The sequence below is a fragment of the Pseudonocardia acidicola genome (genome assembly GCF_012911935.1).
GTDB classification, from domain to species: Bacteria; Actinomycetota; Actinomycetes; order Mycobacteriales; family Pseudonocardiaceae; genus Pseudonocardia; species Pseudonocardia acidicola.
In genome coordinates this window covers 12572-24422 of sequence record NZ_JAAXLA010000049.1, presented here as the reverse complement: position 1 = coordinate 24422, position 11851 = coordinate 12572, and the positions used below count along the sequence as shown (strand labels likewise).

Annotated in this window: 11 protein-coding genes, 1 tRNA gene and 1 pseudogene; 9 read left to right on the top strand and 4 right to left on the bottom strand. The window is 70.0% G+C overall.

What is annotated here, in order from left to right; translation table 11 throughout:
- Positions 1 to 64: 64 nt before the first annotated feature.
- Positions 65 to 1111, top strand: a complete 1047-nt coding sequence (locus HF526_RS22875) for an alpha/beta fold hydrolase (protein WP_169383610.1) — start codon at positions 65 to 67, stop codon at positions 1109 to 1111.
- 226 nt (positions 1112 to 1337) lie between these two features.
- Positions 1338 to 1411: transfer RNA gene (locus HF526_RS22870), tRNA-Pro, on the top strand.
- 495 nt (positions 1412 to 1906) lie between these two features.
- Here HF526_RS22870 and HF526_RS22865 read toward each other — a convergent pair.
- Positions 1907 to 4726, bottom strand: a complete 2820-nt coding sequence (locus HF526_RS22865) for an AAA family ATPase (RefSeq protein WP_169383609.1) — start codon at positions 4724 to 4726, stop codon at positions 1907 to 1909.
- A gap of 174 nt (positions 4727 to 4900) precedes the next feature.
- Between HF526_RS22865 and HF526_RS22860 the strand changes: the two genes are divergently transcribed.
- Positions 4901 to 5317 carry a hypothetical protein gene (locus HF526_RS22860; protein ID WP_169383608.1) on the top strand — a complete coding sequence of 139 codons (417 nt, stop codon included), beginning with the start codon at positions 4901 to 4903 and terminating at the stop codon, positions 5315 to 5317.
- 333 nt (positions 5318 to 5650) lie between these two features.
- Here HF526_RS22860 and HF526_RS22855 read toward each other — a convergent pair whose 3' ends face one another.
- On the bottom strand, positions 5651 to 6532 hold the full coding sequence (locus HF526_RS22855) for an NAD-dependent epimerase/dehydratase family protein (RefSeq protein WP_169383629.1): 882 nt from the start codon (positions 6530 to 6532) through the stop codon (positions 5651 to 5653).
- An 84-nt stretch (positions 6533 to 6616) separates the two neighbouring features.
- Here HF526_RS22855 and HF526_RS22850 point away from each other — a divergent pair, with 84 nt between their 5' ends.
- From HF526_RS22850 to HF526_RS22830, 5 genes and pseudogenes are all read left to right on the top strand, one after another.
- Positions 6617 to 7195: a TetR/AcrR family transcriptional regulator gene (locus tag HF526_RS22850; protein WP_169383607.1), complete on the top strand. Its 579-nt coding sequence runs from the start codon at positions 6617 to 6619 to the stop codon at positions 7193 to 7195.
- A gap of 76 nt (positions 7196 to 7271) precedes the next feature.
- The gene (locus HF526_RS22845; RefSeq protein ID WP_169383606.1) at positions 7272 to 7928 is read left to right on the top strand and encodes a TetR/AcrR family transcriptional regulator; all 657 of its coding nucleotides are present in this window, start codon (positions 7272 to 7274) and stop codon (positions 7926 to 7928) included.
- Positions 7928 to 8842 carry an NADP-dependent oxidoreductase gene (locus HF526_RS22840; protein ID WP_169383605.1) on the top strand — a complete coding sequence of 305 codons (915 nt, stop codon included), beginning with the start codon at positions 7928 to 7930 and terminating at the stop codon, positions 8840 to 8842. The genes HF526_RS22845 and HF526_RS22840 overlap by 1 nt, the downstream gene beginning before the upstream one ends.
- Before the next feature lie 283 nt (positions 8843 to 9125).
- Positions 9126 to 9278: pseudogene (locus tag HF526_RS37510) on the top strand (SDR family oxidoreductase); the annotation flags it as partial.
- Between the two features lie 262 nt (positions 9279 to 9540).
- The gene (locus HF526_RS22830; protein ID WP_169383604.1) at positions 9541 to 10059 is read left to right on the top strand and encodes a hypothetical protein; all 519 of its coding nucleotides are present in this window, start codon (positions 9541 to 9543) and stop codon (positions 10057 to 10059) included.
- A gap of 23 nt (positions 10060 to 10082) precedes the next feature.
- Here the strand turns inward: HF526_RS22830 and HF526_RS22825 are convergent, their stop codons facing one another.
- Entirely contained in the window at positions 10083 to 10475 is a 393-nt protein-coding gene (locus HF526_RS22825; RefSeq protein WP_338051678.1) for a transposase, read from the bottom strand.
- 101 nt (positions 10476 to 10576) lie between these two features.
- Here HF526_RS22825 and HF526_RS22820 point away from each other — a divergent pair, with 101 nt between their 5' ends.
- On the top strand, positions 10577 to 10762 hold the full coding sequence (locus tag HF526_RS22820; RefSeq protein ID WP_169383603.1) for a hypothetical protein: 186 nt from the start codon (positions 10577 to 10579) through the stop codon (positions 10760 to 10762).
- A gap of 3 nt (positions 10763 to 10765) precedes the next feature.
- Here the strand turns inward: HF526_RS22820 and HF526_RS22815 are convergent, their stop codons facing one another.
- Complete coding sequence (locus tag HF526_RS22815; protein WP_169383602.1) at positions 10766 to 11851, bottom strand: YncE family protein; 1086 nt, start codon at positions 11849 to 11851, stop codon at positions 10766 to 10768.

Genomic DNA, 11851 nt, shown 5'->3' with positions numbered 1-11851 from the left:
GGCTTGCGGCGTGACGGTTCAGCGCAGGACCATCAACCGGGGGGCCAGCCAACCAGGAGACGCCATGACCGGTCCTGACGCGCCGTACAAGGTTCACGAGATCCCCGACTTCACCCTCGTATCCGGCGAAACGCTGCGGCCGGCCAGGGTGGCGTACCAGACCTACGGGTCGCTGAACGACGACAAGTCCAACGCGATCGTCTACCCGACCTGGTACTCCGGGCGGCACTGGGACAACGAGTGGCTGATCGGATCGGGCATGGCGCTCGACCCGGAGCGCTGGTTCATCATCGTGCCGAACATGCTGGGCAACGGGCTGTCGTCGTCACCGTCGAACACCCCACCGCCGTTCGACCGGGCCCGGTTCCCGCGGATCACGGTGCGCGACAACGTCGAGTCCCAGTACCGGCTGGTGACCGAGGTGTTCGGCATCGAGACGCTGGCGCTGGTGCTCGGATGGTCGATGGGCGCGGGCCAGACCTACCAGTGGGCGGTCAGCCACCCGGAGATGGTGCAGCGCATGCTGCCGTTCTGCGGATCGTCGAAGACCGCGCCGCACAACAAGGTCTTCCTGGACGGCGTCCGGGCCGCGATCACGACCGACGCCGCGTTCCGCGGGGGCTGGTACCCGCCGGACGAGTGGCCGGTCGCCGGGCTGCGGGCGGCCTCCCGCGTGTACGCCGGGTGGGGGTTCTCACAGGCGTTCTACTGGGACGAGGTGTGGCGGGAGCTGGGCTACACGTCACTCAGCGACTTCCTCGTCGGGTTCTGGGAGGGCTTCTTCCTCGACGGGCGCGACCCGAACAACCTGCTGACGATGCTCGACACGTGGTGGAACGGCGACGTCGGCACCACGCCCGGGTTCTCCTCGACCGAGGAGGCGTTGGCGTCCATCCGGGCGCGGGCCATCGTGATGCCGGCGGAGAAGGACCTGTACTTCCCGCCGGAGGACGAGGCATGGGCCGTCTCGCACATGCGCAACGCCGACGTCGAGCTGCGGGTCATTCCGGGGGTGTGGGGCCACTTCGCCGGCGGCGGGGCCAATCCGGTGGACGTAGCCTTCATCGACGCCGCAGTTGCGGAGCTGCTGGACTCCAAGCCGCGCATCTGAGTGTGTTGTTACTGTCCGGTACCCACCAAAGTCGCCATTGATGGGGCGACCGAGGGCGGTGGTGGTCGGTGGCTCGATCGTCGAGACTGAACCTGACGGTCACCGGGGCCAGACGTCCCGGAGACCGCCCAGCGGGTGCTCTACCTGCGTGAATGGGGGGAGCGACGACCGGTCGATCGGGTCCGATCGGGGTGCGGTAAGCTGATCGGGCCTCCTCGGGGGCGGCCGGGACGTGGCGCAGCTTGGTAGCGCACTTGACTGGGGGTCAAGGGGTCGCAGGTTCAAATCCTGTCGTCCCGACGGCCGGAACGGGCGGTTCCCTTCGACGGGGGGAGCCGCCCGTTCCGCTTTGTGACCAGCGGGAATGCGTGTAATGCCGATCTTGTAGACGATTACTGGATCGGGATCTTGCCCGGTCGGTGGCGACCCCTTGAAGGGCTCTGACAGCGGCGAGAGCGGCTTTTGACAGCAACGCTATTCGCGTCGATGCCGGTGCGGCTGGCCCGCACGCCGGCGCGACGGCGCCTTTGACGGCCGGTCGAGGTGCTGCGGGGACTGATCACGGCATGCGGTGACGTCCGCTGATGCCAGCGGGGCCGGGGCCACTCGAGGGGTACTGCTGGGGCCTCCCGGGGCCGCACGGTCGGGATGCGCACCACGGCCAGCCGCGCTCGGCACGTGCACGCTTCCGCCATGAGGGCCGCCAGCGCATCCCTGCTCGGAAGCACCCTCGAGTACTTGGACTTCTTCATCGAAGATGGTAGCGGGCCTGCTGGGTGGTCGGTCGTTCTTCGTTCACCATTCATTGCGGGCAGCTCGGGCAACAAGTTGTGCGCGTTGCGGTGTGCCGGTTTTGGCGAGAAGTCGTTCGACGTGTTTCTCGACCGTGCGGGTCGACAGGGTCAGCCGTTGGGCGATCTCGCGGTTGGTCAGGCCCTGAGCGACGAGTTGGAGGACCTCCATTTCGCGGCCGGTGATGCTGGAGCCCACGAGGCCTGCCGGTATCGGAGGTCCCGGGGTTCGGCGCGGCACGGGCTTGCCGGTGCGTCGGAGGAGCCCACGGCATGCCGCTGCGAGGAGGTGATGTCCCTTGTCCCGGAAGTAGACCTCGTCCTCATGCAGCCATTGGTGTGGGCTGCCCCAGCCGTCGTGGATCGCGGCTTCCGCGACGTGGCGGCGGGCCAGGTGCTGGAAGTGGGGCATCGGCACGGGGTGGTTCATCGTGCGGTCGGCGGCCGTGAACGCGGCGGTGGCGGCTTCGGGGCGGTGCTGTCGGCCGAGGGAGACGGCTTCGGCGTATCCGAGGTAGCCGTTCGTCCATCGGGCGAGCCGTATCCCGGGCAGGGTCGAGACGTGGTGGAGCGGGTCGTCGCCGCGTTCGATCGTGGCCAGGAGCGTCCACAGAGCGAGGGGCGGACCGGATGTGGTCTCCAGGCGGTCCCGGTAGCTCTCCATGCATGGATCGAGGGCGGCGAGGGCTCCGGGTCGGTTCTCAGCCAGTAGGAGGCGGGTGGCGTGCACGTGGGCGACGGCGGCGTGGACGTGAGGATCGTCGCCGGCTGCGGCGAGTGCGTCCTCGCAGAGCGAGTCATGACGGCGTCCGGTTGTGGCTGTGACGAGCGCCTGCATGGTGAGCACCATCGGCAGGAGGGGTAGGTGCAGTGATCGGCAGAGGCGTTCGCAGTTCGTGAGCAGCGCTGATGCTGCGTCGTGCTCGTCGCGCCAGCAGTGCATGACGGCGCGGTGGAAGTCGGAGAAGGCCACGAGGCTGACCGCGCCTCGGCGCTCGGCCTCGGTACCTGCCTTCTCTGCCCGGCCGACGTCGAGGCTCCACAACAGGTCGATGGTGGAGAGTTCGTGCAACGCGCGCAGCCGCCAGACCGGCAGGTCGTGCAGTTCGGCCGTGTCGAGCGCGAGGCCGAACATGTCCGCGGCCGCGGTCAGGTCGTGTCGTCGTGCCAGCCGCCCCAGCAGTTCGAGGGCCTCGCAGGCGAGCTCGTGCGGTCCGGTCCGTTCGGTCGATCTGTGCACGGCCCGGGCCAGCCTCTCGGACCGCTCGAACTCCTCGTGGCCGAAGGCGACGACCGCATCCATCAGGTCGATCTCCCGATCGACCGCGGGATCGGTCGACGCTGCCCGGGCGGCTGCCGATTCGCGGGCGGCGTCGGTCCATCGTCCGGCAGCTGCCCACGCCTTGGCCAGCCGGAGTCGCACCGGCGCCATCCTGGCACTGCGCCGCTGGATGCCTCCGTGCTGTTCTAGCAGGGTGGTGGTGACGGCGGCGGCCTCGACCGGGCGACCTGCCCGGACGAGCACCTCGGCAAGCAGCTCGTTGGTCTCGATGATCTGCGACGTCGTGGTCTCGAGAGCAGCGGCGCGGCGCAGCGCCGCTTCGGCGGTGGCCAGCGAGCCTCGATCGAGGTCGACGCGCGCGCCGGACTGCAACAGGGCGACGGCAGCCTCGTCCTTGCCGGCGAGGACCGCGAACTCGGCTGCCGATGCGCACCATGTGCCGTCGTGGTCCCCACCGCCGGGTTTCAGGGCTTCCCATGCACGGCGGGCGACGGCTGCCCGCTGCGGCCGGAGCATGGTAGCGAGGACAGCATCGCGGGTGAGTGCGTGGCGGAACCCGAAGCCACCGCCGGGCACTTCATGGATCAGACCAGCATCCACTGCCTCACGCAGTGCGCTGATCACCGCCGTCGGGTCGTGATCGACGACGGCGGTGAGCATGTCCCAACCGAAGCGTGCACCCAACACGGCTGCCGCCTCGATCACGGCCTGTGAACAGGGGTCCAGAGAGGACAGTTTCGCGGACGTGACCTCCGCGACCGTCGACGGCACCACATCCGCGTGTGGCGATGCCGGGTCTGTGGCGACGAGCTCCTCGATGAGCAGCGGGACACCCTCGGCTCGGCTCCGCACGAGATCGTTCAGCTCAGGGGACGGCGAGTGCCCCAGGCAGCCGGCGGCCATGAGCTGCGTGTCCTCGTCGTTCAGCGCAGGCAGTGCCAGATCGCGGAGGACGCCACGTGCGGTGAGCCGTCGGCGCAGGGCGTGAGCGGCTCCTGGCGCGTCGCGGGCGGTGATCACGACGAGGAGCCCCGTCGTGGCGACGTTGTCGGCGAGGTACTCGACGACGGCGAGCGTGTCCGGGTCTGCCCACTGCAGGTCCTCGAGCACGAGAATCGCCGGAGTGCGACCGGCCACCGAGGACACCAGCCGGAGGACGCCCTCGGCGACGACGATCGGCGACCTGTCGACGGGCCTCGCCACGGTAGGCCACAAGGGCACGACCGAGCTCAACGCAGGCAGGAAGGGAGCGAGGTCGGGTCCTGTCGGAATCTCCATGACGCGCAGACCGCTCAGCAGGGCCTCGGTGAGTGGGCGCAACGCCGGCGGCGATCCGTCCTCGACGCACCGGCCGACGAGCACGACGGCGTCGTCCCTGGCCGCCGCGGTGAAATCGCCGACCAGACGTGACTTCCCGATCCCGGGCGGGCCGAACACCCCGATCGCCGAACCGCGACCGGACCGTGCCATGGCCAGGGCCGCACGAAGATCACCCCACTCGGACTCCCGGCCGACGATGACCGGGCAGCGCAGGAAGGGCACCGTCGAAGTATCGGCGCCGGCGTTGCCCAGGTCGAGTGCTTCATGACGGCAGCGAGCCTTCCTGTCTACGTACCGCAGCCGCCGCTACGTACGTGGTGATCCGCTCCCGACGTCAAGGGCCGATGCGGAGGCTGATGGGACCCACAGCCACTACCTGTGCAACGAGGAGAACAGATGCGACGGCAGACATGGCAGCTCCGGTTCGAACCGCAGGCCACAGCCCCAACGGGGGAGCCACCGACGTTCGAGGTCAAATCCGGCCCCGGCACGGTGGTCCTGCTCGAAGGCGACGGCTCGGGGCTTCCCACCGAGGCGAGCTACGTGACCCGAGTGACGATGCTCGATGCCACGGCGTTGCTGGAGGAGGGCACGATGACCCTCGACGGGGGAACCCTGCGCCTGTCCACAATCGGCACCGGGATCATGGAACCGGCACCGGTCGAAGGACTACTGCGCGGTGCGGTGATCTGGAGGGTCGAAGGAGCCGGACGATTCAGCGGTGCGACCGGCATACTCGCCTCGGTCTTCAGCACCGACCCCGCCAAGGGCACCGCCGTCGAGAACCAGGTCGCACAGCTGTTTCTCCCCTAAGTTTGGTGCCCTCAACGACGTACGGATGCGCAAGAACCGCCGGTAGATGGGCGGGATGACAGAGCAGCGTGACAGCGATGCGTCACAGCAACGCTATCGGCAGTTGATGGACGCGCTCCGATCTACAGACGTCACCCGTCCCAGGCCAGAGACTTACCTAGACGGTGACCTCTGGCAGGGCCGAGCCTGGGGGGCAAGGAGTCGCAGGTTCAAATCCTGTCGTCCCGACGGTCTGATGGGCGGTGTCTTTGACGCGGGGGTCCCGTGACGCGTCCTGGGGAAGCCATGCAAGAGGACGACCGGCGGTCGAGCGGTGAGTTCCCGGCGGACATGTCAGGACTGGATGTTCTCGAGGTCTTCCAGGAGGCTCGGCTGGGTCGGCTCCCAGCCGAGTGCTTGGCGGGTGTGGGTGCTGGAGGAGGGCTGGTCGGTGGCGAAGATCGGGCCGAGGGGGCCGAAGGTCTCCTGGGGCATCGGCTTGACCGGCAGGCTCAGTCGTCTGCCGATGACCGCGGCGATGTCGCGAACCTTGTCGCCCTCGTCGGCCACGGCGTGCCACGAGGTTCCTGCCGGTGCCTGCTCCAGGGCCAAGCGGAACAGGACGGCGGCGTCCTGTGCGTGCACGGCGGGCCAGCGCTGGGTGCCGTCGCCGGGGTAGCCGGACACGCCGGTTCGGCGTGCGATCTCGGTCAGCATTCCGGCGAAGCCGCCGTTGCCCTCGTTGTGGACGGTGCGCGGCAGGCGTACCGCGCTGCTGCGGACGCCACGAGAAGCCAGGTCCAGGACTGCCGTGACGGCGCGGCTGCGGCCACCGACGGGCCCGTCGGTCGGCAAGGGGTCTGTTTCGGTGGAGGCACGGCCCGGCACCGGCGGGGTGCCGGAGACGATGACGAGGGGGCGGTCACTGCCGAGGAGCTCCTCGCCGAGGACCGCGAGGGCCGCGCTCTCCTCGGCGATCGCTCCGGCGATGGCGTCGGGGCTCCTGAAGTCGTTGCCGAACGCCAGGTGGATCACCCCGTCGGCCTGGGCGGCGCCGTCGCGGAGGGCGTCCAGGTCGGCGAGGTCTCCCCGGAGGGGCACGGCGCCGGCCTTGTCGAGCGCCCCCGCGGAGGCGTCGGAGCGTGCAAGCGCGAGGACGGTGTGACCGTTGCCGAGGAGCTCGGCGACGACGGCGGAGCCGATCCGGCCGGTGCCGCCGGTGACGAAGACGTGCACAAAACCCTCCTGACGTTGATGGGACCCTTGTCTCATCAACGTAGCAGAGTGATGGGACGGATGTCCCATCACTAGAATGGTCACATGGCCAGGTGGGAACCGGGAGCGCGCGAACGACTCGTCGTGGCGGCCGTGGACCTGTTCACCGAGCAGGGCTACGACGCCACGACCGTGGCGCAGATCGCCGAGCGCGCCGGGGTCACGAGGAGCACCTTCTTCCGGTACTTCCCCGACAAGCGCGAGATCCTGGTGGCCGGACAGGAGACCCTGAGCCGGCTGCTGACCGAGGGGATCGCCGAGGCTCCCGTGGGCGCCAGCCCGCTCCAGGCGGTCGCGGCCGGCCTTGAACGCGTCTCCAGTGCGATGGGCCCGATGAACCGCGAGCTCGGCCCCCGCATGAAGGCGGCCGTCGCAGCCAGCGCCGAGCTCCGGGAGCGGGACGCCCTCAAGAGCGTCGGCCTCGCCGTCGCCATGACCACGGCCCTGATCGCCCGCGGCGTGCCCGACCCGACGGCCCATCTCGCAGCTGAACTGGGTGTCCTCGCGTTCAAGCGAGGCTACTCCCAGTGGTCCGACAGCGACCGCGAGACCGAGCACGATCTCGCGCACTACACCCTCGCAGCCCTCGACGAACTGCGGAGAGCGACCGCATCACTCGAGTGACCATCGCCGGGCAGCGTATGTGCGACGCGGATCGGCACGGTTGCGATACGAGACAGGTTCGTATCATAATGTAGGAATGAGCGGCGAGGGACAGGCGCCGGGCGCCCCGCCGCGGCGGGGGCGGCCACGGGACACCACGCGCGACACCGCCATCCTGGACTCCACAGTGGCCCTGCTGTTGGAGGTCGGTTACGACCAGCTGTCCGTCGAGTCCGTCGCGGCACGGGCGGGTGTCGGCAAGGCGACGATCTACCGGCGCTATCCCGATAAGGCCGCGATGGTCGCGGCCGCGGTCGACCGTCGCGGGCCGGGGGACCCGCCGAATCTGCCGAATGAGGCGAATGGAGCCTCCCGGGAGGCGCTCCTGGCGATGGCGGGCTGGCTGGCCCGGCAGATCGGCGAACAGGAAATCGGTCTGCTCGGCGCGCTGTTCGCCGGGATGCGCAGCGATCCCGCCCTTGCCGCGGCCATGCGCCGGGTCCTCGGCCGCGACCAGGCCGCGATGATCTCCGATGGATTCGGGCGAGTTACGCCTGATGAGCGCACCGCGGCGCTGCTGACCGAGGTCGCCACCGCCCTGATCGTCCATCGCGTGGTCGTCGTCGGCGAGCCGTGCGACCGGGGCTTCGTCGAGCACCTGGTCGACGACGTCCTGTCCCCCCTCGTCCGCCTGCCCTCCATCTCCTCCCGAGCCTCGGGACACCGAGACTCCCCACCCGATCGAGGAACATGATGCGAGTAGTGCGCTACGACCGTTTCGCAGGCATCGACGGCCTGTACCTCGAGGACGCAACGATCCCGGCCGCCGCACCCGGCCATGCCGTGGTGCAGATCCGCTCGACCTGCATCAATCCCGGCTCGCTGTCGGCGCTGCACGGGTCGTCCTACGTGCCGGTCCGAGACCTCGCCGGCATTGTCGTGGCCGTCGGCGCGGACGTGTCGGGGTTCGAGGTCGGCACCGAAGTGCTCGGCTGGCTGCAGGGCTGGGCGGCCCACGCCGAGTACGCCGCGGTCCCCGCCGACCAGCTGATCGAGAAGCCCGCCGGACTGCCCTGGGACGTCGCTGGATCGCTGTTCGTCACGCCGATGGCCGGTCTCGCCGGCGTCCAGGCCGTACAGCCACGAGAGGGCGAGACCCTCGTGGTGGCCGGCGCGTCCGGCGGCGTCGGTCTCACCGCCGTGCAGCTCGCCCAACGCAAGGGGGCGACGGTCGTCGGCATTGCCGGCCCGGCCAGCGCAACCCGGCTCGCCGACCTCGGCGCCATCCCGGTCGTCTACGGCGACGGGGTGGCAGCGACCATTAGGGATGAGGTCGGCGGGAAGGTCGACGCGTTCCTCGACGCGTATGGACCCGGCTACATCGACCTCGCCCTCGAACTCGGCGTCCCCCCGCAGCGCATCGCCACCGTCGTCGACTACCGCGGCGCCCAGGACAAGGGGGTGCGAGCCACCGGCACCATGGACGCCGGCGGCCGCACCGCCCTGCGCGAACTGGCCGAACTCGCCGCGGCCGGCGAGCTGCAGATCCCCATCGCCGCGACCTACTCGCTGGCGGACGTGCAGACGGCCTACCGTCGGCTCTCCGAGGACCGCCCCTTCGGCCGCGTGGTGCTCCACCCGCACGACCCGGGAGTGTCCGTCGAATGACATGCATCGACCGTTCCTCACGTTCCGAGCTGCGGGTGCTCCGGTAGGGGACCGCGGACGGCGTGGAGAACAGCGGGTCCGACGACGCAGCTGGCGCGGCCGCGCACGGGTGGGGCTCTCACCGAGTACGCGGGTTCGCCGCCCACGAGACCCCGACGCAGCGCAGACCTCCGCTGCGTACGCCCTGATCCACCTCGCCCAACAGCGCCGTGGAGTGGGTACCCCGTGAACGGGTCAGCGCGATCGCTCTCGGCGTGATCCGGGCTGGGAGGGCCGAGAAGCCGCTGCGAACGCCGCAGCCCTCCTCGGGCGCTTCGGAACGGTCGACGAGGTCGCCGCGGCGGTCTGCTGTCTGCTCTCCGACGCCGCCGCGTCGATCACTGCGAAGGCGCTTGTCATGGACGATGGTGAGCGGCTGGCCGTGCACGGCGGGTGACCGGGACCGAGCGGTAGTCGGGGAAGGTCTCGGCGCCGATGCAGAGCTTGCCGATCGCGTTGTGGCGGTCATGAGGGACCTGTCCAATGACCGGACCCGGTGAGCTCGGCCTCTCGCCGGTGGCTACGGGCGACCATCTACCCGCGCCGCGCATCGACGCGGGCAGCGCCAAGGTCACCGTCGAACGCACGGACGGTCAGTGGCTCCTCTCGGGATCGGACGCGTCATGAGACTCCGTCTGCACGACCGCAGGGCCGAAGCGGTGGATGACCCGCCCGCCGAGACGGCCGCGGCCGGCGCCTCGTCGGACGCCGACGCCGACGCCTCACCGGAGTCGGCACCCGATGCTTCGGCGGTGGCGGCCGCCGTCCTCGGCGTGCTCCTGGTGCGCGAGCACGACCGCGCCGCCGACCGGGCCGCGGCGACCGCCACCGCGGAGGAGGTGTCGTCGGAGCTGCTCGCCCTGGGCTTCCAGGACTCCCTCGCGGCGATCGGCCGGATGCTCGACCGGTCGACCGGCCCGCTGCGCAGCCAGCTCACCGCCCTGTCGTCCACCCTGACCTCCCTGCTGCAGCAGGGGCGGGTCGCCTCGGACGGGCGCGTCACGTCGTCGGCGATCGAACGGATCGACGCCGACACCGCGGTAGTCCTCGTCGCCGCGGAGGCCCTGCTGAAGAACACCGAGATCCCGAACGGTCAGCAGCGCACCTACCGCATCGCGGTGTCGCTGGAGCACCAGGGCGACCGCTGGCTCGCCTCGTCCGTGGACTTCGTCGGATGAGACACCCTCTGTCAACCTCGGGGTCAGGCTGCTCGGCCGAGGGCTCGGTTGCGGTTGGCGACGTGGACGTTCTCGTCGTAGGGGATGCCTCGGGTGAGGCAGTACCAGAGGATCTCCAGCCAGCGGTTGCCGAGCGCGCGCAACGCGTTGTGATGGCTCTTTCCCGCGGTGATCTTGCTGTCGTAGAACTCGCGGGCCCAGCCGCTTCGGGTGAGGCTGCAGAAGGCCCATTGGTGCACGGCGTCACCGAGATGTCTGTTGTGCGTGAGACGTCGGGCGACGACGAAATCGCTCTTGCCCGAGCGTCGGGTGACCGGGGCGCGCCCGGCGTAGCACTGCAACCCGTTCTGCCCCGGTTTCTGAACCCGGGACTGACGACGCTGGCCGGGCGGATGCCACCGCTGGCGGTCATCCACCACCGGGGGAGGCGCAGCGGCCGCGACTACGCGACGCCGGTGCAGGCCTACCCGACGTCCAACGGCTTCATCGTCGGTCTCGCGTATACCGACGATCCGCAGTGGGCGCGCAACATCATCGCGTCCGGCACGGGCAGCTGGCCCGATCCGGAAAGACGTACACGCTCAGCAACCCGGGCAAGCGCGGCGCCGAGGCCCGCACCGACCTTCCGGCGCCCGTGGCCATGATGATGGGGGCTCTGGGGATCGAGCACTTCGTGGAGTTCGACGCCGTCGCCCGGCCTTGACGGTCATGTCCCGGCCCGCCCGGGCACGACGCACAGTCCGTGCGTGCCAGCGAGAGTGCCCGCGGGGGCGGGCCGGTTCATCACGGTGGCCCTCACCTCGTGGGTGCCGAGGTCCACGACGGTGACGGTGCCGGTCTTGACGTTGGCGACGAACGCCGTGGTGCCGTCGGTGGAGAACCGGCTGGTGAACGGAAGTTCGTCGGTCACCACCGACGCCAGAAGCGTCATCGTCGCCCCGTCGACGACGTGCAGCCGTCCACGGATCGGCCCGTCGGGCGCGGCGTCGGCTGCCGGGAGCCGGAACTCGCTGACCAGCACTCGCCCGTCCGGGCCCGCTCGGACCGCGGCCAGGTAGTCGTCGAACTCCAGCCGGCCGAGCTCGGTACCGCTCGCGGCGTCGAGCTTCAGCAGGTGTGGGCGGGGGAGGCCGGACGCGGGCGCGGCCTTCGCCAGCCGTCCCTGGGCGACGTTCATGACCAGCCGCATCGTCGGCGCCGCGGCGTAGACGTGGCGGCCGTCCGGCGAGCAGTCGATCTCCTCGGCGCCGCCGGGTGCGGTGATGCGCGCGACCTGGCGTCGCTCGAGCAGGTCGACGACCGAGAGCTCCTGGGCGTCCTTGTGTGCCAGGTACGCCCGGGTCCCGTCGGGCGAGAGACAGAACCAATGGGTGTTGGGTGCGTCGACCGGGATGTGGTCTATCACCCGCCGGCTCGCAGCATCGACCACGACCAGACCGTTTCCGGCCTCGCCCGCCTCGACCCCGGCGTACACGAGGTCGGCGGCGGGGTCGTGGTGCACGTCGTGCGGTGCCTCGAACGGCCCGATGTCGATGACGTCGACGACCTCACGGCGATCGGGATCGACGACCGAGATCTCGTGCGCCTTCGGCTTGCCCTCGCGGTAGCCGCCGGAGCGGTAGGTGTGCGCCACGTACACCAAGCGCCGCCGCCCGTCCCACGCCATCTCGTGCGGCTGGTCGACCAGGCCGGTGAGCGTGTGGAACCGCTCGAGGGTCGACGCGTCGACGAAGTCCAGTGTGGACTGCTGCTGGTTGGCCACCAACAGCAGGTCACCACTCGGCTCAGGCAT